General features: G+C 63.9%; 19 protein-coding genes. 6 read left to right on the top strand and 13 right to left on the bottom strand.

Annotated elements, in window-relative coordinates:
* Nucleotides 1-10: 10 nt before the first annotated feature.
* The 12 genes from rpsC to rpsL form a co-directional block, all read right to left on the bottom strand.
* Entirely contained in the window at nt 11-706 is a 696-nt protein-coding gene (gene rpsC, locus ACHWRX_RS03115) for a 30S ribosomal protein S3 (RefSeq protein WP_058737550.1), read from the bottom strand.
* Nucleotides 707-709: 3 nt separating this feature from the next.
* Nucleotides 710-1,087: a 50S ribosomal protein L22 gene (gene rplV, locus ACHWRX_RS03110; protein ID WP_394658054.1), complete on the bottom strand. Its 378-nt coding sequence runs from the start codon at nt 1,085-1,087 to the stop codon at nt 710-712.
* Entirely contained in the window at nt 1,087-1,365 is a 279-nt protein-coding gene (gene rpsS / locus ACHWRX_RS03105; protein ID WP_058737548.1) for a 30S ribosomal protein S19, read from the bottom strand. Before rpsS ends, rplV begins: the two co-directional genes overlap by 1 nt.
* 6 nt (nt 1,366-1,371) lie before the next feature.
* Nucleotides 1,372-2,208: a 50S ribosomal protein L2 gene (gene rplB, locus ACHWRX_RS03100; protein ID WP_058737547.1), complete on the bottom strand. Its 837-nt coding sequence runs from the start codon at nt 2,206-2,208 to the stop codon at nt 1,372-1,374.
* A 3-nt stretch (nt 2,209-2,211) separates the two neighbouring features.
* Nucleotides 2,212-2,526, bottom strand: coding sequence for a 50S ribosomal protein L23 (locus ACHWRX_RS03095; protein ID WP_394658053.1), 315 nt, complete (start codon nt 2,524-2,526; stop codon nt 2,212-2,214).
* Nucleotides 2,526-3,167 carry a 50S ribosomal protein L4 gene (gene rplD / locus ACHWRX_RS03090; protein ID WP_058737545.1) on the bottom strand — a complete coding sequence of 214 codons (642 nt, stop codon included), beginning with the start codon at nt 3,165-3,167 and terminating at the stop codon, nt 2,526-2,528. Before rplD ends, ACHWRX_RS03095 begins: the two co-directional genes overlap by 1 nt.
* 4 nt (nt 3,168-3,171) lie before the next feature.
* Nucleotides 3,172-3,927, bottom strand: coding sequence for a 50S ribosomal protein L3 (rplC, locus tag ACHWRX_RS03085; protein ID WP_058737584.1), 756 nt, complete (start codon nt 3,925-3,927; stop codon nt 3,172-3,174).
* 289 nt (nt 3,928-4,216) lie between these two features.
* Nucleotides 4,217-4,528, bottom strand: a complete 312-nt coding sequence (rpsJ, locus tag ACHWRX_RS03080; protein ID WP_007011873.1) for a 30S ribosomal protein S10 — start codon at nt 4,526-4,528, stop codon at nt 4,217-4,219.
* A 260-nt stretch (nt 4,529-4,788) separates the two neighbouring features.
* Nucleotides 4,789-5,979, bottom strand: coding sequence for an elongation factor Tu (gene tuf / locus ACHWRX_RS03075; protein WP_394658052.1), 1,191 nt, complete (start codon nt 5,977-5,979; stop codon nt 4,789-4,791).
* Between the two features lie 91 nt (nt 5,980-6,070).
* Nucleotides 6,071-8,164, bottom strand: coding sequence for an elongation factor G (gene fusA, locus ACHWRX_RS03070; RefSeq protein ID WP_058737543.1), 2,094 nt, complete (start codon nt 8,162-8,164; stop codon nt 6,071-6,073).
* 129 nt (nt 8,165-8,293) lie between these two features.
* The gene (gene rpsG, locus ACHWRX_RS03065; RefSeq protein ID WP_058737542.1) at nt 8,294-8,764 is read right to left on the bottom strand and encodes a 30S ribosomal protein S7; all 471 of its coding nucleotides are present in this window, start codon (nt 8,762-8,764) and stop codon (nt 8,294-8,296) included.
* A 147-nt stretch (nt 8,765-8,911) separates the two neighbouring features.
* Entirely contained in the window at nt 8,912-9,283 is a 372-nt protein-coding gene (gene rpsL, locus ACHWRX_RS03060) for a 30S ribosomal protein S12 (protein WP_058737541.1), read from the bottom strand.
* 646 nt (nt 9,284-9,929) lie between these two features.
* On the opposite strand from rpsL, the gene kdpF reads away from it, so the two are divergent.
* Genes kdpF through ACHWRX_RS03030 form a run of 6 tightly spaced genes read left to right on the top strand, consistent with a single transcriptional unit; the run spans nt 9,930 to nt 17,779 of the window.
* Entirely contained in the window at nt 9,930-10,019 is a 90-nt protein-coding gene (gene kdpF, locus ACHWRX_RS03055) for a K(+)-transporting ATPase subunit F (RefSeq protein ID WP_058737539.1), read from the top strand.
* A gap of 10 nt (nt 10,020-10,029) precedes the next feature.
* Nucleotides 10,030-11,733, top strand: a complete 1,704-nt coding sequence (gene kdpA, locus ACHWRX_RS03050; RefSeq protein WP_394658060.1) for a potassium-transporting ATPase subunit KdpA — start codon at nt 10,030-10,032, stop codon at nt 11,731-11,733.
* A gap of 13 nt (nt 11,734-11,746) precedes the next feature.
* The gene (kdpB, locus tag ACHWRX_RS03045) at nt 11,747-13,798 is read left to right on the top strand and encodes a potassium-transporting ATPase subunit KdpB (protein ID WP_394658051.1); all 2,052 of its coding nucleotides are present in this window, start codon (nt 11,747-11,749) and stop codon (nt 13,796-13,798) included.
* A gap of 14 nt (nt 13,799-13,812) precedes the next feature.
* Nucleotides 13,813-14,403, top strand: a complete 591-nt coding sequence (gene kdpC / locus ACHWRX_RS03040; RefSeq protein WP_394658050.1) for a potassium-transporting ATPase subunit KdpC — start codon at nt 13,813-13,815, stop codon at nt 14,401-14,403.
* Nucleotides 14,400-17,072, top strand: coding sequence for a DUF4118 domain-containing protein (locus ACHWRX_RS03035; RefSeq protein WP_394658049.1), 2,673 nt, complete (start codon nt 14,400-14,402; stop codon nt 17,070-17,072). Before kdpC ends, ACHWRX_RS03035 begins: the two co-directional genes overlap by 4 nt.
* A complete protein-coding gene (locus tag ACHWRX_RS03030; protein ID WP_394658048.1) occupies nt 17,069-17,779 on the top strand; it encodes a response regulator in 711 nt (236 codons plus the stop codon). The genes ACHWRX_RS03035 and ACHWRX_RS03030 overlap by 4 nt, the downstream gene beginning before the upstream one ends.
* A 14-nt stretch (nt 17,780-17,793) precedes the next feature.
* On the opposite strand, the gene ACHWRX_RS03025 is transcribed toward ACHWRX_RS03030, so the two are convergent.
* Nucleotides 17,794-19,859 (bottom strand): patatin-like protein (locus tag ACHWRX_RS03025; protein ID WP_394658047.1); only part of this gene is annotated, 2,066 nt, incomplete at its 5' end.

Raw genomic sequence — 19,859 nt, 5'->3', positions numbered from 1 at the left:
ATCCTACTGCTCAGCGTGCCGGACGGACGCCGGAGGTTTGAGCCTCCATCATCAGCCGGTCCGTCGCCATCGGGTCATGCCCAAGGATCTCGCCCTTGAAGACCCACACCTTAATGCCAATGATGCCATAAGCGGTCAGCGCCTCGGCTTCGGCATAGTCGATGTTGGCGCGCAGGGTGTGCAATGGCACGCGGCCTTCACGGTACTGCTCGACACGGGCAATCTCGGCGCCGCCCAGACGGCCGCCGCACATGATCTTCACGCCTTCTGCGCCAAGGCGCATCGCGGACTGCATGGCCCGCTTCATGGCGCGACGGAACGCGACACGACGGATCAGCTGATCGGCAATACCCTGGGCGACGAGCTTGGCATCGACTTCCGGCTTACGGATCTCGACGATGTTGAGCTTCACGTCGCTCTTGGTCATCGCGGCGAGCTGCTTGCGCAGCTTCTCGATGTCCGCGCCCTTCTTTCCGATGATGACGCCCGGGCGGGCGGCAAAGATCGACACGCGGCACAGCTTGGCAGGACGCTCGATCACCACCTTGGAGATCGCTGCCTGGGGCAGGGTTTCGATGATGAACTTGCGCATCTTGAGGTCTTCCTCAAGCATGCCGGCGTATTCACGACCTTCAGAGAACCAGCGGCTGTCCCAGGTGCGGTTGATCTGCAGGCGCAGACCGATGGGGTTCGACTTGTGACCCATGGCTCAGGCCTCCTCGACTTCGCGAACGACGATCCGCAGGCGCGAAAACGGCTTGAGGATGCGAGTGGACTTGCCGCGACCGCGAGCGTGGAAACGCTTCATCGTGATCGACTTGCCCACCGAAGCCTCGGCCACGACGAGCGCGTCGACGTCCAGGTTGTGGTTGTTTTCCGCGTTGGCGATTGCCGATGCGAGAACCTTGCGAGCCTCGTCGGCCATGCCCTTCTTGGAGAAGGCGAGAATGTTCATCGCATCCTCGGCGCGGCGGCCGCGAATCAGGCCGGCAACGAGGTTGAGCTTCTGCGCCGAACCACGGATCGTGGTGTTGACGGCCAGAGCCTCCTTGTCACCGACGCGACGGGGTGCTGGTTGCTTGCTCATCAGCGCTTGCCCTTCTTGTCGGCGGCGTGGCCGGGGAAGCTGCGGGTGGGAGCGAACTCACCCAGCTTATGACCGACCATGTCCTCGTTCACCGCGACGGGGATGAACTTGTGACCGTTGTAGACCTGGAACGTCAGGCCCACGAACTGCGGGAGAATGGTGGAGCGACGCGACCAGGTCTTGATCGGACCAGCGCGGGTGCCGGCATCCTGCGCGACTTCGGCCTTCTTGAGAAGGTAGAGGTCGACGAAGGGGCCTTTCCAGACGGAACGTGCCATCGTGACTTACCTCTTCTTCTTGGCGTGACGCGAACGGATGATCATCTTGTCCGTCTGCTTGTTGTGACGAGTGCGAGCACCCTTCGTCGGCTTGCCCCAAGGCGTGACCGGATGACGACCACCCGAGGTCCGGCCTTCACCACCACCGTGCGGGTGGTCGACCGGGTTTTTGGCGACACCGCGCGTCAACGGGCGACGACCCATCCAGCGCTTGCGACCGGCCTTGGCGAGGGTCTGGTTGGCGTTGTCGGGGTTCGACACCGCACCGACCGTGCCCATGCAATCGCCGCGAAGGTAACGCTGCTCGCCCGAGTTCAGGCGAACGATGACCATGCCGCGGTCACGACCGACGACCTGCACGTAAGTACCGGCCGAACGGGCGATCTGGCCGCCCTTGCCGGGCTTCATCTCGACGTTGTGGCAGATCGTACCGACGGGCATCTGCGCCAGCAACATTGCGTTGCCAGGCTTCACGTCGGTCTTTTCACCGGCGACGACCTGATCGCCAACGCCCAAGCGCTGCGGCGCCAGGATGTAGGCCAGTTCGCCATCTTCGTACTTGACGAGAGCGATAAACGCGGTGCGGTTGGGATCGTATTCCAGACGCTCGACCGTGGCAGGCTGGTCCCACTTGCGACGCTTGAAGTCGATGTAGCGGTACTTCTGCTTGTGACCACCGGCGATGCCGCGCGAAGTCACATGGCCCTTGTTGTTGCGGCCACCAGTCTTGTGCTTGCCTTCGGTCAGAGCCTTAACGGGCTTGCCCTTGTGCAGGCTGGACTTGTCGACGAGGACCAGGCCGCGGCGAGCGGGGCTGGTCGGGTTATATTTCTTCAGTGCCATCGGTTAGCCCCGCACGCCTTCGGTGATGTCAATCGACTGGCCTTCGGCCAGCGTGACGATCGCCTTCTTCACGTCGCTGCGGCGGTATTCCTTACCGCGCCAGCGCTTGGTCTTGCCCTTGACGACGATCGTGTTGACGCCGGTCACCTTGACGGAGAACAGCGCTTCGACGGCAGCCTTGATCTCGGGCTTGCTTGCCTTGTCCGCCACCTTGAAGACGACGGCGTTATGCTCGGAAAGCATCGTCGACTTCTCGGTGATGTGGGGCGAGAGGATGACGTCGTAATGACGCACATCCATCTGCTGGTTCTTAGCCATTATTCAGCCACTCCCGTGGGGGCGAAACGCGCCTCCAGCTTCTCGACAGCCGAGCGGGTCAGCACCAGCGTGTCATGCTTCAGGATATCGTAGACGTTGGCGCCCACGGCAGGGAGCACGCTCACACCGACGAGGTTGCCGGCGGCACGTGCGAAGTTCTCGCTCACCACGTCGCCGTCGATCACCAGGACCTTCTTGCCCCAGTTCGCCTTTGCGAACTGACCGGCCAGAGCCTTGGTCTTGGCTTCAACGCCGTCCAGCGTGTCGACCACGATCAGGCCGCTCTGAGCCTTGGCCGAGAGAGCCATCTTCAGGCCAAGTGCACGAACCTTCTTATTGAGCGAAGGATTGAACTCGCGGCGACGGGCACCGTGAGCCTTACCACCGCCAATGAAGACGGGAGCAGCGCGGTCGCCGTGACGAGCGGTACCGCCACCCTTCTGGTTACCGAACTTCTTGCCGGTGCGGGCAACGTCGGAACGCTCGCGCGTGGCGCGGGCAATGCCGCGGCGCTTCTCGAGCTGCCAGGTGACAACGCGGTGGAGGATGTCAGCGCGCGGCGCGAGGCCGAACACGTCGTCCGAAAGCTCGATATCGCCGTTGGCGTTCGAACCGTCGAGATTGAGGACCTGTACTTTCATGCGATCAGCCCTCCTGACCTTCGGTGGCCTCAGGCGCAGCGGTCTCTTCCGCAGGCGTGTTGGCAGCCGTGTCGTTGCTGTTGGCGGCCTGCTTCAGGCCGGCGGGGTAGGGCGCTTCCGCGTGACGGGAAACCTTGACGGCGTCCGAAACGGTCAGCCATGCGTTCTTCGAGCCGGGAACGGAGCCCTTCACGAAAAGCAGGCCGCGCTCGTCGTCGACGCGCACGATCTCAAGGTTCTGCTGCGTACGCTGGCGATCGCCCATGTGGCCGGCCATCTTCTTGTTCTTGAAGACCTTGCCGGGATCCTGGCGGTTGCCGGTCGAACCGTGGGCACGGTGCGAGATGGAAACACCATGGGTGGCGCGCATACCGCCGAAGCCCCAGCGCTTCATGGCGCCCTGGAAGCCCTTACCTTGGGTGTGACCGGCTACGTCGACCAGCTGGCCGGGAACGAAGTGCGAAGCGGCGATGGTGGCGCCCACTTCCAGCACGGCGTCGTCTGCCACGCGGAACTCCGCCACGCGCTGCTTGAGCGAGACATTCGCCTTGGCGAAATGCTCACGCTGCGGCTTGGCGACGTTCTTCTGCTTGGCTTCGCCCGCACCGAGCTGGACCGCGACATAACCGTCGGTGTCAGAGGTACGGACCGAAATCACTTGGTTGTCTTCCAGCGCCAAGACGGTGACCGGCACATGCCGTCCGTCCTCCTGGAAAAGCCGGGTCATCCCGACTTTTTTGGCGATCACGCCAGTACGCATGACCATAACTCCTAACAGAGGCCTGCCGAGACCATCTCGACAGGCGTGTCCAGCCCTGGTTCGATGCGTGCCCCCGTCCGGGCTGGGTGCCTCCTGGAACAGGCCGAAGCCTGCGGAAGCGAGACGGGGGACGCATTCCCGATCCGAAGATCGGAGGTATCCCTTGTGTCCGCGGCGGGTTTTGGTCGCCGCGGCTCTGTCTCGTAGCGCCGTTGGCGCCAGAGCCGGACTCGAGGAGCCCGGAAGGAATGTAGCCCTTAGGCCAAAACAATCGCGTCGGGAAGAGGCTTTATGCCAGCTTGATCTCGACGTTCACGCCTGCGGCCAGATCGAGCTTCATCAGCGCGTCGACCGTGGCAGCGTTCGGCTGCACGATGTCCAGCAGGCGTTTGTAGGTGCGAACCTCAAACTGCTCACGCGACTTCTTATCGATGTGAGGGCCACGGTTGACCGTGAACTTCTCGATCTTCGTCGGCAGGGGGATGGGCCCACGGATCAGAGCGCCGGTGCGGCGGGCAGTGTCGGCGATTTCGCCGGTGGCCTGATCCAGCACGCGGTGATCGAACGCCTTGAGGCGAATGCGGATGTTTTGAGCTTCCATGTCCCTACCGATGAGAAAGAGCAAAGGGGCGATGCCCCAGAAGAAATTCGAAGCGCGCCCTTACGTGCATGAAGGGATTCGCGCAAGGGTTGATCGTGAGAAATGTAGGTACGCCGGCAAGCACCCCGTCTCTCTGTCGTTTCGGTATTCCTAAACAAGCGCGAGGTGTGATGCCAGCGGATAAGCTGCACAAGCAAAAAGCCCGGCCTCCTTTCGGAAGCCGGGCCCCTTGTTCGGTATGATCCGAGGAGCTGTGAAGCTTACTTCGTGATCTTGGCGACGACGCCCGAACCCACGGTGCGGCCACCTTCGCGGATAGCGAAGCGCAGGCCGTCGTCCATGGCGATCGGAGCGATCAACTTGACCGAGATCGTGACGTTGTCACCCGGCATGACCATCTCGGTGCCCTCGGGAAGGATCACTTCGCCGGTCACGTCGGTGGTGCGGAAGTAGAACTGCGGGCGGTAGTTGGCGAAGAACGGCGTGTGACGGCCACCTTCGTCCTTCGACAGCACGTAGACTTCGGCGTCGAAGTCGGTGTGCGGGGTCACGGTGCCCGGCTTGGCCAGAACCTGACCACGCTCAACGTCTTCACGCTTCAGGCCGCGAACCAGAGCGCCGATGTTATCGCCAGCTTCACCCTGGTCGAGCAGCTTGCGGAACATTTCGACGCCGGTGACCACGGTCTTCTGGGTGTTGCGGATACCGACGACTTCGACTTCCTCGCCAACCTTGACGATGCCGGTTTCGACGCGGCCGGTCACAACCGTACCACGACCCGAGATCGAGAACACGTCCTCGACCGGCATCAGGAAGGGCTTGTCGGTCGGGCGAGGCGGCTGCGGGATGAACTCGTCAACGGCCTTCATCAGCTCAAGGATCTTCTCCTTGCCGATGTTGTCGTCGCGACCTTCCAGAGCGGCCAGAGCCGAACCCATGACGATGGGGATGTTGTCACCATCGAAGTCATACGAAGACAGCAGCTCGCGCACTTCCAGTTCGACCAGCTCGAGCAGCTCGGAGTCGTCGACCTGATCGACCTTGTTCATGAACACGACGAGCTGCGGAACGCCAACCTGGCGCGCCAGCAGGATGTGCTCGCGGGTCTGCGGCATCGGGCCGTCAGCAGCGTTCACAACGAGGATAGCGCCGTCCCTCTGGGCAGCACCGGTAATCATGTTCTTCACGTAGTCGGCGTGGCCCGGGCAATCGACGTGTGCGTAGTGGCGCGCATCGGTCTCGTACTCGACGTGTGCGGTCGAGATCGTGATGCCGCGCTCGCGCTCTTCGGGAGCCTTGTCGATGTTGGCGAAGTCAACGGCTTCACCGCCGAATGCTTCGGCCATGACCTTCGTGATCGCGGCGGTCAGCGTGGTCTTGCCGTGGTCAACGTGACCGATGGTGCCGATGTTGCAGTGCGGCTTGTTCCGCTCGAATTTAGCCTTCGCCATTGTTCAAACCTTCTGTTCGCTTGATTTTGGTTCTGTGGGAAATGAGCGACGCCCACCGAAACAGGCGCCGCCCCTAGAATGATTGCGCCTTTTAGGCAAGCTTCTCCTTGACCTCGGCCGCGACGTTTGCCGGAACCTCGTCATAGTGGGAGAAGAACATCGAGTAGTTTGCACGACCCTGCGTGAACGAGCGCAGCTGGTTCACGTAGCCGAACATGTTCGCCAGAGGCACCATGGCTTCGACGACCTGAGCGTTGCCGCGGGTGTCGGTACCCTGGATCTGGCCACGACGGCTGTTCATGTCGCCGATGACGTCGCCCAGATATTCTTCGGGGGTGACGACTTCGACCTTCATGATCGGCTCAAGAAGCTTGATGCCCGCCTTCGACGCCACTTCGCGCATCGCACCGCGACCGGCGATTTCGAACGCCAGGGCGGACGAGTCGACGTCGTGGTACGAACCGTCATAGAGGTTGATGTCGAAGTCGATGATCGGGAAGCCGACCAGCTGACCCGAGGCGGCCGTCTCGCGCATGCCCTTCTCGATCGCGGGGATATATTCCTTCGGAATGTTACCGCCCTTGATTTCGTCGGTGAAGGTGATGCCCGAACCGCGCTCGCCCGGCGTGACCTTGACCTTCACGCGGCCGAACTGACCGGTACCACCCGACTGCTTCTTGTGGGTGTAGTCGACGTCGACGGGCTTCGCGAGATACTCGCGATAGGCCACCTGCGGCGCACCCACGTTGGCCTCGACCTTGAACTCGCGACGCATGCGGTCGACGATGATGTCGAGGTGAAGCTCGCCCATGCCCTTGATGATCGTCTGGCCCGATTCGTGGTCGGTCGAGACGCGGAATGAGGGGTCCTCGGCCGAGAGACGATTGAGCGCGACGCCCATCTTCTCTTGGTCGGCCTTGGTCTTGGGCTCCACGGACAGTTCGATAACCGGCTCGGGGAATTCCATCCGCTCCAGCACGATCGGCTGACGCTCGGCGCACAGGGTGTCGCCGGTGGTGGTCTCCTTCATGCCGGCCAGCGCGACGATATCGCCCGCGAAGGCCTCATCGATGTCCTTACGGTCATTGGCGTGCATTTCGAGAATGCGGCCGACCTTCTCCTTCTTGTCCTTCACCGAGTTCAGGTAGCCACCCTTGGTGAGCGTGCCCGAATAGATGCGGATGAAGGTGAGCGAGCCGACGAACGGATCGTTCATAACCTTGAAGGCGAGGGCCGAGAACGGCGCGTTGTCCTCAGGCGGGCGGCTGTCCTTCTCGTCGCTATCCATCTTGACGCCCTGGACGTCTTCGATGTCGAGCGGCGAAGGCAGATAGTCGACCACGGCGTCGAGCAGGGGCTGAACGCCCTTGTTCTTGAACGCCGAACCGCACACGACCGGCACGAACGCGTGGCCCAGCGTACCCTTGCGGATCAGCTTCTTGAGCGTCGCGACGTCGGGCTCGTTGCCCTCGAGGTAGGCTTCCATCGCCTCGTCGTCCTGCTCGACCGCCAGCTCGATGAGCTTCATGCGGTACTCGGCAGCTTCGTCGGCCATGTCGGCGGGGATCTCTTCATAGAAGAATTCGGCACCCAGCGCCTCGTCCTTCCAGATGATCGCGCGGTTATGCACGAGATCGACCAGGCCCTTGAGGTCGGCTTCCATGCCGATGGGCAGATACAGCACCGCAGGGGTCGCGCCGAGGCGGTCGATGATCGACTGCACACAGTACTTGAAGTTCGCGCCGGTGCGGTCGAGCTTGTTGATGAAGCACATGCGCGGCACGCCGTACTTGTCGGCCTGACGCCACACCGTCTCGGACTGGGGCTCCACGCCGGCCACGCCGTCGAAGCAGGCGACCGCGCCGTCGAGCACGCGTAGCGAACGCTCGACTTCGATGGTGAAGTCCACGTGGCCCGGGGTGTCGATGATGTTGATGCGATATTCTTCACCCTTGCCGCTGTCTGCCTTCCAGAAGCAGGTGGTGGCAGCCGAGGTGATGGTGATGCCGCGTTCCTGCTCCTGTTCCATCCAGTCCATGGTAGCGGCGCCGTCATGGACTTCGCCGATCTTGTAGGACTTGCCGGTATAGTAGAGGATACGCTCGGTCGTGGTCGTCTTGCCGGCGTCGATGTGCGCCATGATGCCGATATTACGGTACATCGAAAGCGGATGGCTGCGTGCCATGATCTTAGTCCTTGGGTGTGCGGGGGAGGGGAACCGCCCGTTAGATAGGTTCCCGGCCCCTCAATTAAAAGTGTGACGCCGCGATGACGAGCGCACCTTGTCGCCAGGCACGAGGCCTGGCGATCGGCATTACCAGCGGTAGTGCGAGAAGGCGCGGTTGGCGTCGGCCATGCGGTGCGTGTCTTCGCGCTTCTTGACCGCGTTGCCACGGTTGTTGGCGGCATCGAGCAGTTCGCCCGAAAGACGCGCCGACATCGTGGTCTCGGGGCGGTTGCGCGCTGCGGTGATCAGCCAGCGGATGGCGAGGGCCTGGGCGCGCTCGGGACGCACTTCGACCGGGACCTGATAGGTCGCACCACCGACGCGGCGGCTGCGGACTTCGATCTGCGGGGCGACGTTGGTCAGAGCGGAGTGGAACAACTGGACCGGATCGGCCTTGCCGCGGGTCTCCATGGTTTCCATGGCGCCATAGACGATCGCTTCGGCGACCGACTTCTTGCCGTCATACATGAGGTTGTTCATGAACTTGGACAGGATGAGATCCCCGAACTTGGGATCGGGCAGGATTTCCCGCTTCTCGGGACGACGACGACGTGACATTTGCTTGAACTCCTTCGGAGTGCGGCAAACCCATCCGGGTTCGCCTTGCGGCACCGGCCCGCTTCCCCACCCGGCCTCCCACAGGATGCCCATGCAGGGCGTCCGGGTGGGGAAGCGGGCCGGTGCCGGCCTTGGCGCGGTGAAACCTTACTTCGGACGCTTGGCGCCGTACTTCGAGCGGCTCTGCTTGCGGTCCTTGACGCCCTGCGTGTCCAGCACGCCGCGAAGGACGTGGTAGCGCACGCCGGGAAGGTCGCGAACGCGGCCGCCGCGGATCAGCACGACCGAGTGCTCTTGCAGGTTGTGGCCTTCACCCGGGATGTAGGTGATGACTTCGCGCTGGTTGGTGAGGCGAACCTTGGCGACCTTGCGCAAAGCCGAGTTCGGCTTCTTCGGAGTCGTGGTGTAGACGCGGGTGCAAACACCGCGCTTCTGCGGGTTCTGCTCCATCGCAGGGACCTTTGACTTGGCCTTCTGCGGCTCGCGACCCTTGCGGATCAGCTGGTTGATCGTGGGCATTGCGTACTCTTCTTCCTGAAGTAGGAGTGCGATGGATCCGGTCCGCGCGCCTTGCGTAAGGTAGCGCGGAACGGACCCGTCGCACCCCGGTCCACTGGTGTGGCGGGAGGGGAAGAGAATAGCCGGTATCACGAAAAAGTCGTTGGTCCGGCGCAGCGCCTTCGCGCTTCGATCCGGACGGAACCACCGTCACGTGAGCCGAAAAACACTCCACCCGACGCACCCGCCGGATTACTTTGCCGCACGGTCCTGGAAAAATTCCCGCGAGGCGAAACCCCGCAACCGGACGACAATGTTCAGCTCTTGATCCCACGGGCAAGCCCGGATGGGATGGGCGCCATTAGCCGCAAGGCCGTTGCAGGTCAAGCGCAGCGGGCTGGCCTGCCGATGAGCGGCCGACTTAGCTGCGAAAAGTATGGAATCATACGAAGAACATACGGCCAGCGCCGGTTGCTCGTCTCGAATTCCAACGTCCCCAGCGCTCAATAGGGTTCCTGCAAACGACTCACCTCCCGCCGTGGGGTGCCTTGAGCGTTCAGGAGCATCGACATGCAAGACAGCCTCTGGATCGGCCTCTTCCTTTTCCTCCTGATCGGGAGCCTCGGCTACGCCGCGCTCTGCGATCGGGCCTGAGAGGACACCGGTCATGACAATCGACTTATGGCTCGCGGGCATCACCGCGCTGGGCCTGCTGATCTACCTGGTGGCCGTGCTCGCGCGGCCCGAGCGGTTCTAGGAGGGGCATGATGACCTTCCAGGGGTGGCTGCTGATCGCAGTCTTCACCGGCATTCTGCTGGCGCTCGTCAAGCCGATCGGCCTATGGCTTTTCGCGCTCTACGAGGGGCGGCGGACGCCGTTGCATGTGGTGCTGGGGCCGGTGGAGCGCGGGTTCTACCGTCTTTCCGGCATCGATCCGGACGAGGATCAGTCCTGGCGCCGATACGCGGTGCACATGCTGATCTTCAATGCGGCATTGATGCTGCTGACTTACGTGGTGCTGCGCGCCCAGGCGCTATTGCCGCTGAACCCTCTGGGGCTTGGTGCGGTAAGCGATAATCTGGCGTTCAATACCGCGATCAGCTTTGGGGCGAACACGAACTGGCAGAGCTATGCCGGTGAGTCCACGATGTCGAACCTTAGCCAGATGCTGGGTTTGACGATCCACAATTTCCTCTCGGCGGCGACCGGTATCGCGCTGGCGTTTGCGCTGTTTCGCGGGTTTGCTCGGCGCAGCGCCACCGGCATCGGCAACTTCTGGGCGGACGTCACCCGGGTGACGCTGTACCTGCTGTTGCCGTTGTCGATCGTCCTGGCCGTGTTCTACATCGCCAGCGGCGTGCCGCAGACGCTAGCCGGCTCGGTCGACATCGCCACGTTGGAGGGCGCGAAGCAGACGCTGGCGCTGGGGCCGGTCGCTTCGCAAGAGGCGATCAAGATGCTGGGCACCAACGGTGGCGGCTTCTTCAACGCCAACTCCGCGCATCCATTCGAGAACCCGACGGCGCTGACCGACCTTGTGCAGATGCTCTCGATCTTCGCGATCGGCGTGGGCCTAACGTATTGCTTCGGCAAGGCCGTGGGCAACACGCGACAGGGCTGGGCGATCCTGGCGGCGATGATGACGCTGTTCCTGGCCGGAACCACCATCGCCTACTGGCAGGAAGCGGCAGGCAATCCGGTGTTGCATGGCCTAGGCCTGCCCGGTGGCAACATGGAGGGCAAGGAAGTGCGCTTCGGCATCGCCGCAAGCTCGCTGTTCTCGGTCATCACCACGGCCGCATCCTGCGGTGCTGTCAACGCGATGCACGATAGCTTCACAGCGCTGGGCGGCATGATCCCGCTGTTCAACATGCAGCTGGGCGAAGTGGTGATCGGCGGCGTAGGCGCGGGTATCTACGGCTTTCTGCTGTTCGCCATCCTGGCCGTGTTCGTGGCCGGGCTGATGGTGGGGCGCACGCCCGAATATGTCGGCAAGAAGATCGAGAGCCGGGAGGTGAAGCTTTCCGTTCTCGCCATAGCGGTATTGCCGCTGTGCATCCTGGGCATGAGCGCCATTGCGTCGATCATCCCGGCTGGTCTGGCGGGGCCACTCAACAAGGGGCCACATGGCTTCTCGGAGATCCTCTATGCCTTCACCAGCGCGGTGGCCAACAACGGGTCGGCATTTGCCGGTCTGACCGCCAACACGCCTTTCTACAACGGCATGCTGGGCGTGGCGATGTGGATCGGCCGGTTCTTCATCATCATCCCGATGCTGGCGGTGGCAGGCGGTCTCGCGGCCAAGAAGCATACGCCGGAGTCCGCAGGCAGCTTCCCGACGACAGGGTTGCTGTGGACCGGACTGCTGATCGGCATCGTGCTGATCGTGGGTGGCCTCACTTTCCTGCCCAGCCTCGCGCTTGGTCCCATCGCCGATCATCTCGCGATGATCCGTGGCCAGCTTTTCTAAGGATAACCGGCACATGGCCCGGAACTCTCAGGCTTCTTCGAAGTCTCTTTTCACCGCCGAGCTGATCGTTCCCGCGATCGGCGACGCGTTCCGCAAGCTCAATCCCAAGGAACTGATCCGCAATCCGGTGATGTTCACCACAGCCGTCGTGGCCCTGCTGCTGACCGTCTTGCTGGTGGTCGGCCAGGATGGCCTTGGCATCGGTTTCAAGCTCCAACTGGTGATCTGGCTGTGGCTGACCGTCCTGTTCGGCACCTTTGCCGAGGCTTTGGCGGAAGGCCGGGGCAAGGCGCAGGCCGCATCCCTGCGCGCCACCAAGGCCGAACTCACCGCCAAGCGCGTGAAGGGCGCCATCGACTCCGGGGTGGTTGAGGACGTTCCCGCCAGCGCGCTTCGCAAGGACGATGTGGTGCTGGTGCAGACCGGCGATCTCATCCCTTCCGACGGCGAAGTGATCGCCGGGGTCGCCTCGGTCAACGAAGCCGCCATCACCGGCGAAAGCGCGCCGGTTATTCGCGAGGCCGGTGGCGATCGCTCGGCCGTGACCGCCGGCACCCGCGTCATCTCTGACGAGATCCGCGTGAAGGTGACGGTGAACCCGGGGCAGGGCTTTCTCGATCGCATGATCGCGCTGGTCGAAGGCGCAGAGCGGCAGAAGACGCCTAACGAGATTGCGCTCACCCTTTTGCTCGTCGGCCTCACGATCATCTTCCTGATCGCAGTCGGCACGATCCCGGCTTTCGCGACATACGCGGGCGGCAGCATTCCGGTTTCGATCCTCGCCGCGCTGTTGATCACCCTGATCCCGACGACGATCGCCGCCTTGCTTTCGGCCATCGGCATCGCCGGCATGGACCGTCTGGTGCGCTTCAACGTGCTGGCAAAGTCTGGCCGCGCGGTCGAGGCGGCGGGCGACATCGATGTGCTGCTGCTCGACAAGACCGGCACGATCACCATCGGCGATCGTCAGGCGACGGAGTTTCGCCCCGTCGGCGGCATCGACGTACGTGAATTGGCCGAAGCCGCCTTGCTCGCCAGCCTGGCGGACGAAACGCCCGAGGGCCGCTCAATCGTCGTCCTGGCGCGCGAGAAGTTCGGCCTCGACTTGGCGGCGCTTCCGGCCGGGGCCGAGGTCATCCCGTTCACCGCGCAGACGCGCATCTCGGGCGTCGATACCGGCGGCCGCGTGGTGCAGAAGGGTGCGGTCCAGGCGATCCTGAAGGCCAATCCGGGTGCGGGCAGCACGGCCGCCGCCACCGAACTGCGCCGGATCACCGATGAGATCGCCCGCGCGGGCGGCACGCCTCTGGCCGTCGCGGTCGACGGTACTTTGCTGGGTGCGATCTTCCTGAAGGATATCGTTAAGGCGGGTATCCGCGAACGGTTCGGCGAGTTGCGCGCGATGGGCATCCGCACGGTCATGATCACCGGCGACAACCCGCTGACCGCCTCGTCCATCGCCGCCGAGGCCGGGGTCGATGATTTCCTCGCCGAAGCTACGCCCGAGGACAAACTGGCGCTGATCCGCAAGGAGCAGCAGGGCGGGCGCCTGGTGGCGATGTGCGGCGATGGCACCAACGACGCGCCCGCCCTGGCGCAGGCCGACGTGGGCGTGGCGATGAACACCGGTACCCAGGCCGCGCGCGAGGCGGGCAACATGGTCGACCTCGACAGTGACCCGACCAAGCTGATCGAGGTGGTGGGCCTGGGCAAGCAATTGCTGATGACCCGCGGTGCGCTGACGACATTCTCCGTGGCCAACGACGTCGCCAAGTATTTCGCCATCATCCCGGCGATGTTCGTGGCGCTTTATCCGGGGCTTCGCGTGCTGAACGTGATGGGGCTGGGCACGCCGGAAAGCGCGATCCTGTCCGCGATCATCTTCAACGCGCTGATCATTCCGCTGCTGGTACCGCTGGCGCTGAAGGGCGTGAAGTACAAGCCGATGGGGGCCGGGCCACTGCTGGCGCGCAACCTGGCGATCTACGGCCTGGGCGGCCTGCTCGCGCCCTTCGTGGGCATCAAGCTGATCGACCTTGCGGTGAACGGCATCGGCCTCGCGTGATCTGGAGACGCACCATGAACAACGATATTCTTTCTTCCCTGCGCCCCGCCATCGTGATGACCGTGCTCTTCGCGGTCGTGCTGGGCCTGCTCTACCCGCTGGCGATGACCGGCATCGGACAAGCGCTGTTTCCTGCCCAGGCGAATGGCAGCCTGGTGACAGAGAATGGCAAGGTGGTCGGCTCCAGCGTGGTCGGCCAGGCCTTCACTTCGGACCGCTATTTTCAGACCCGCCCCTCCGCCGCCGGCAAGGGGTACGACGGCCTCGCCTCATCCGGCTCCAACCTGGGACCTGCATCGCAGGTTCTGGTGGATCGGGTGAAGGCGGACATCGCCGCCAAACAGACTGCTGCACCCGGTCGACCTGTTCCGCCCGACCTGGTGACAACCTCCGCCTCGGGGCTCGATCCCGATATCACCCCCGAGGCGGCCTTTTATCAAGTGGATCGCGTAGCTCGCGTCCGCAACCTCGATCCCGCCATCGTGCGCCGTCTGGTAAGCAACAGCGTGGACCAGCGCTTGTTCGGTTTCCTGGGGGAACCGCGGGTGAATGTGTTCGCCCTCAATCGACGGCTGGATGCAATCGGCGCTAGACAGGCGCAGTGAGCCAGACAGACCGACCATCGCCCGAAGCCCTCCTGCGCGCCGCCGCGCAGGAGGGCCGTGGCCGTTTGAAGATATTCCTTGGCGCAGCTCCCGGTGTTGGCAAGACGTGGGAGATGTTGTCCGACGGTCGGCAGCGGCGCGAGTCCGGCGTTGACGTGGTGATCGGCGTGGTCGAAACCCACGGGCGGCGCGAAACCGAGGCGTTGGTCGAGGGCCATGAGATCATCACCCGGCGCAGTGTCGACCACGTCGGCCACAGCCTGGGCGAAATGGACATTGATGCGCTGCTGGAACGCCGCCCGCAGCTGGCGCTGGTGGACGAACTGGCCCACACCAACGCGCCCGGCAGCCGCCATCCCAAGCGCTATCAGGACGTGCTGGAACTGCTGGACGCAGGGATCGACGTCTATTCCACGCTCAACATCCAGCACGTCGAGAGCCTGAACGATGTCGTCGCCTCGTTCACGCGCGTTCGCGTGCGTGAAACGGTGCCGGACTCGGTGCTGGAGCAGGCCGAGATCGAAGTGGTGGATATTCCACCTGACGAACTGATCGAGCGGCTGAAGGACGGCAAGGTCTATATCCCGCACGAGGCGACGCGCGCCCTGGGGCACTTCTTTTCCAAGTCCAACCTGACGGCCTTGCGAGAATTGGCGCTGCGCCGCGCCGCGCAGGCGGTCGATGCGCAGATGCTGGAGCATGTGCGCGCTCATGCGCTGGCGGGCAACTTCGCGGCGGGGGAGCGGATCGTCGTGGCGGTCAGCGAACATGGCCATGCCGCCGGTCTGGTGCGCGCTGGCAAGCGATTGGCCGATGCGCTCAAGGCGCCGTGGACGGCGGTTCACATCGAAACCGCCCGCGATCGCGCCTATACCGACGACGAGCGGCGACAGTTGGCGGACAATCTCGCGCTGGCTTCCCGCCTCGGAGCTTCCACCGCCAGCATTCCCGCGACCGGGGCATTCGAAGGCCTGCGCGATTTCGCGCGCGAAGCGCGGGCGACGCAGATCGTGCTCGGCAAGTCCGAACGGTCCTGGTGGTTCGAGTGGCGCCACGGCTCGGTGGTCGATCGGTTGGTGCGTGAAGTGGGTGAGGTGGCGATCCACGTCCTGCCCGCCGGTGAAAGCGCCGGCCCATCACCCCGCCCGCAGCGCCTGGCGTTGCCCGGTGCCTGGGGTGATCCGGACGACTACTTGTGGTCGCTGCTGATGGTGGCGGCGATGACGGTGCTTGGCCGCCTGCTGCTGCAAGTGATCGACCTCAGCAACATATCGCTGCTCTATCTGGTGCCGGTGATGTTCGCCGCGGCGACCTTCAGCCTGCGCGCCGGGCTGTTCGCGGGCATCGCGTCCAGCCTGGCTTACAACTTCTTTTTCCTGCCGCCCACCGGGACGCTGACGGTCAGCAATCCGGAAAACGTGATCTCGATCCTGGTGCTGCTGGGCGTGGCGATCGTCACCAGCCAGTTCGCGGCGCGGGTGCGCGCGCAAGCGAACCTGGCGGGATCGAGTTCGCGACAGAACGCCGCGCTGGCCGGCTTTTCCCGTCAGTTGACGGCGGTAGCGACAGGGGACGAACTGATGCAGGCGATCTGCGCCGATATCGCGCGTCTGCTGGATGTGCGCACAGCGCTGTTGCTGCCGTCCACCAATGGCCCTGACTTGCAGGCCGCGTTCCCGCCGGAGGACCGGCTGGGCCAGATCGAGTTGGCAGCCGCGCAGTGGGCGATCGATAATGAGCAGCCTGCCGGTCGCGGCTCCACCACTCTCACCGCGTCGGACTGGCTGTTCCACCCCTTGCGCACGTCTCGCGGGGTGTTGGGCGTGCTGGGCATTGCGCGTCAGGATGCGGGCGAGCCGATCAGGTCGGACCAGATGCCCTTGCTGATGAGCCTGCTGGACCAGGCCTCCATTGCGCTCGATCGGATGGCGTTGCAGAAAGAGAACCTAGAGGCGCGGGCGATCGGTGAGCGCGATCGGCTGCGCTCGGCGCTGTTATCGTCGGTCAGCCACGATCTGCGTACTCCGCTGACGACGATCCTGACAGCGGCGCAGCAGATGAAGGCCCACCCTTCGCCCGATCTGGCCGAGACGATCGAGACCGAAGCGCAGCGGCTGAACCGCTTCGTCGCCAACTTGCTCGACATGGCCCGGATCGAGGCGGGGGCGTTGCCGATGAAGGTGGAGCCGACCGATCTGTTCGATGCCGTCGCCAGCGCCGCGCATGACACGCGCATCTCCTTGCAGGGGCACAAGGTGGTGGTCGATATCCCGGCGGACATTCCGCTCGTACGGGTGGATCCGGTTCTGCTGCACCACTGCCTGATCAACTTGCTGGACAACGCCGGGTGCTATGCGAATGCGGGTACGCCGATCACGATCCGGGGCCGCCGCCTGCCGGATGCCTTGCTGCTCTCTGTGATCGACGAGGGACCGGGCATCCTGCCGGGCGAAGAGCGGCGCGTGTTCGAAACCTTTACCCGGCTTCAGGGTTCGGATCGGGTGCGCCACGGCACTGGGCAGGGCCTTGCGATCGTGAAGGGGTTTGCAGAAGCGATGGGCTTGTCGGTGGAAGCGGCCAACAACCATGATCCCCATGGCGCATGCTTCACGATCCGCCTGCCCGAAGCCTTGCTGCTGACCCAGATCGACAGCGGCGACGTGCCATGAAGAACCGCCCGAAAGTCCTGGTGGTGGACGATGAGCCGCAGATTCGCCGCCTGATCCTCGCGGCGCTAGGGCGGGCCGACTATCTGGGCATCGAGGCGCAGAACGCGCGTGAGGCGATGGCGATGCTGCGCGATCAGCAGCCAGAGGTCGTGCTGCTCGATCTGGGACTGCCTGATCGCGACGGCTTGGAACTCGTGCCACTGATCAAGCAGAACCCCGGCGTCACCGTGATTGTCGTGTCCGCCCGCGATGCCACGGATGAGAAAGTCGCGGCGCTCGATCTGGGCGCGGACGACTATCTTACCAAGCCGTTCGATACCGACGAATTGCTTGCGCGCCTGCGCGTCGCGTTGCGCAACCGGGTGACGCGGACCGGTGGTTCTCCGATGCTGACAGCGGGCGATGTCAGCATCGACCTGCTGGATCGCCTGATCACGCGCAACGGCGACGAGGTACATCTGACGCCCAAGGAGTTCGCGATCCTGGAGCAACTGGCGGCGATGCCGGGCCGGGTGATCACGCATAAGCAGATGATGAGCGCGGTATGGCCCCGCCAAACCGAGCAGCGCGTAGAATACCTGCGCGTCCTGATCCGCAGCTTGCGGCAGAAGCTGGAGGCCGATCCGCAGAACCCGCAACTGATCTGCAACGAACCGGGCATCGGCTATCGCCTGCGTCTACCGGCTGCCGCGAGCACCAACTCCTGATGCAGTCGGCCAGTTCATGCCGAAGATTCTAGTACGGCCTTGCGGAGGCGGGGTATCAGGCCCGGATCGGCCACCAGGCGATCGGCCTCCTCGTCCAGGATCGCTAGAAACGCGGCTTGCTTGGACGCTTGCAGGTCCGCCCCCGCCATGGTGCGATCGGGTTCCAGCGTGGAGGCGATCAGGTTGATCATCCGCTCGGCACCGTGCAGGCGCCCCCACAGATAGTCGTTTTCCCGGTAGGAGCGGCTGAAGAACGCCCCAAAATTGTAGAACTCGCTACCACGAAGCAGCGGCTCATCGGTGGGGTGAGGGATGGCGTGGCAATCGTCGGGACTGATCCGGTCGACACGCACCGGGTCGAACTCGGTCAGGCTCTCGCTGCGCAGCAACGGCAGGGTCACGGCGTCGTAAAACGGGAAGCCCAGATACGTGAACAGCATCCGCCGCCGCAGCGCCGATGGCATCGCGGCCATGGCCTGTGCCAGCAGTTCGTCCACTTCGGCGTCGATCCGCACAAGGTCGCGCTGCCGGGCGACGTGGGCGATCAGCGCGCCGGGATCGGTGAAGACATTGCGGGCCAGCGATGGAAACGCCTCTCCCAGTGCCGCCAGCGACTCTTGCGCCAGATAGAGCGAGAGCGCGTGGTAGATCGCGGTGCGGGCATTGTCGCGATCAAGCTCCGTCGTGTCCTCATCTTCCGTGCCCTCCTGCGTCACCCGGCGCGCCAGCAGGCGCAGTCGGCGGATGCGAAATGCCAGATCGTGCAGGCGGAAGAAGGCGATCATCGCGGGCGAGCGCGCATCGCGCAGGCCGTTCTCGTGATCCCAAATGTGGGCGGCCAGATAAGTGGTGAGTTGCTCCTTGATCGGCGCGGCAGATGGCACCGCCAATTCCGGCGCAGCTTCCAGAACCAGGCCGGCGATGGTGGCAACGATGCCGCGAAACTTGCTTTGCGCGTACCCATGGTAGGCATAGCCGGCTTGCTCGAACGCCGCCTGCTGCGCACGGGCGCGCCACGCGGCCAGGCGCTTGGCATTGGGATGATCGAGGAAGAACGTCCGGCCGAACAAGCGATCCACCGTCTCTTCGATTTCCGGGCGCAGCGCCTCGATAATCTGCCGCAAGTTCGCCATGTCGCGTGATTTGCGTTCGATCGCTTCCAGATTGTCGCGGATCGGCTGCTCGCGCGGGATGGCGGACAGCGCCCCGAAGATGACCGAGAAGAACCCGGGTACCTTATCATCTTTACGCCGTGCGCCGCCGGTCCGATCAGGGGTGGGGTCTATGTAGACGATCCGCCGATCGATCTCACGCGTGGCGGGCCGATCGCGCAGGACGGCCATGGCATCGGCGAAAGGGGCGTTCACCAGCACCGATCCATCGATCAGGGACACGCGATCGATCTCTGAGCGCCGGGCATGTTCGGGCATCGTCCGGCGAAGAAAGCCATCGCGATCCGGCCAGGAGAGGTTTTCCTCTTCGACGAGCTGATCGATCTCATCCACGCGCAAAGCGGGAAAAGCGCCGGGGAAGCTGGCAGAGGCGCGGGCCGCCATCACCAGCTCGGGGATCGCGCCAAAAGTCGCCTTGCCGCCGACTGCGGCGCGAAAGCTGAATGTCAGCCGATGCTCGCTTTCCAGCACCATTGCGGGAGAATGCAGCCGCAACGTTTCGAGGTGGCCCGTGAAGTCGGTCGCGGTGACGAACAGGTCCAACGGATGGCCCATCGGCAGGAGCGGAGCCTGGGCGGGGGCCTGCGCCATCGCCGTCACCGCGCGGCACAGCAGCCGCGAAAAGCCGATGCCGCTAAACGGCGGCTCGAACCAGCGGGACCGGATCAGCCGGGAGAGCTTCTCCCGCACCTCCGCGCGAGTTTCGGGCGCGACCGTCTCGCTCACAGCGTTGCCCGGCCGATGCAACAGGTAGTTCACCAGCGGTGTCGCCCAAAACTTCGCCGCGCGCGATCCCGGGCGGGCATCGGGGTCCAGCAGGACATCGACATCGGCCGTTTCCAGCCACAACTCGGTCAGGGGCTCGAGTGATTGTCCGGAGTGAATGGCCTGGGCCAGGAACACGCTGT

The sequence above is a fragment of the uncultured Novosphingobium sp. genome, from assembly GCF_964277725.1.
Taxonomy (GTDB): Bacteria; Pseudomonadota; Alphaproteobacteria; order Sphingomonadales; family Sphingomonadaceae; genus Novosphingobium; species Novosphingobium fluoreni.
This window is presented reverse-complemented; position numbering and strand designations above follow the sequence as displayed.

What these genes read in the sequence shown, in the direction of transcription:
- rpsC (WP_058737550.1), bottom strand. Translation starts at nt 706, where the DNA reads ATGGGTCACAAGTCGAACCCCATCGGTCTGCGCCTGCAGATCAACCGC.
- rplV (WP_394658054.1), bottom strand. Translation starts at nt 1,087, where the DNA reads ATGAGCAAGCAACCAGCACCCCGTCGCGTCGGTGACAAGGAGGCTCTG.
- rpsS (WP_058737548.1), bottom strand. Translation starts at nt 1,365, where the DNA reads ATGGCACGTTCCGTCTGGAAAGGCCCCTTCGTCGACCTCTACCTTCTC.
- rplB (WP_058737547.1), bottom strand. Translation starts at nt 2,208, where the DNA reads ATGGCACTGAAGAAATATAACCCGACCAGCCCCGCTCGCCGCGGCCTG.
- ACHWRX_RS03095 (WP_394658053.1), bottom strand. Translation starts at nt 2,526, where the DNA reads ATGGCTAAGAACCAGCAGATGGATGTGCGTCATTACGACGTCATCCTC.
- rplD (WP_058737545.1), bottom strand. Translation starts at nt 3,167, where the DNA reads ATGAAAGTACAGGTCCTCAATCTCGACGGTTCGAACGCCAACGGCGAT.
- rplC (WP_058737584.1), bottom strand. Translation starts at nt 3,927, where the DNA reads ATGCGTACTGGCGTGATCGCCAAAAAAGTCGGGATGACCCGGCTTTTC.
- rpsJ (WP_007011873.1), bottom strand. Translation starts at nt 4,528, where the DNA reads ATGGAAGCTCAAAACATCCGCATTCGCCTCAAGGCGTTCGATCACCGC.
- tuf (WP_394658052.1), bottom strand. Translation starts at nt 5,979, where the DNA reads ATGGCGAAGGCTAAATTCGAGCGGAACAAGCCGCACTGCAACATCGGC.
- fusA (WP_058737543.1), bottom strand. Translation starts at nt 8,164, where the DNA reads ATGGCACGCAGCCATCCGCTTTCGATGTACCGTAATATCGGCATCATG.
- rpsG (WP_058737542.1), bottom strand. Translation starts at nt 8,764, where the DNA reads ATGTCACGTCGTCGTCGTCCCGAGAAGCGGGAAATCCTGCCCGATCCC.
- rpsL (WP_058737541.1), bottom strand. Translation starts at nt 9,283, where the DNA reads ATGCCCACGATCAACCAGCTGATCCGCAAGGGTCGCGAGCCGCAGAAG.
- kdpF (WP_058737539.1), top strand. Translation starts at nt 9,930, where the DNA reads ATGACAATCGACTTATGGCTCGCGGGCATCACCGCGCTGGGCCTGCTG.
- kdpA (WP_394658060.1), top strand. Translation starts at nt 10,030, where the DNA reads ATGACCTTCCAGGGGTGGCTGCTGATCGCAGTCTTCACCGGCATTCTG.
- kdpB (WP_394658051.1), top strand. Translation starts at nt 11,747, where the DNA reads ATGGCCCGGAACTCTCAGGCTTCTTCGAAGTCTCTTTTCACCGCCGAG.
- kdpC (WP_394658050.1), top strand. Translation starts at nt 13,813, where the DNA reads ATGAACAACGATATTCTTTCTTCCCTGCGCCCCGCCATCGTGATGACC.
- ACHWRX_RS03030 (WP_394658048.1), top strand. Translation starts at nt 17,069, where the DNA reads ATGAAGAACCGCCCGAAAGTCCTGGTGGTGGACGATGAGCCGCAGATT.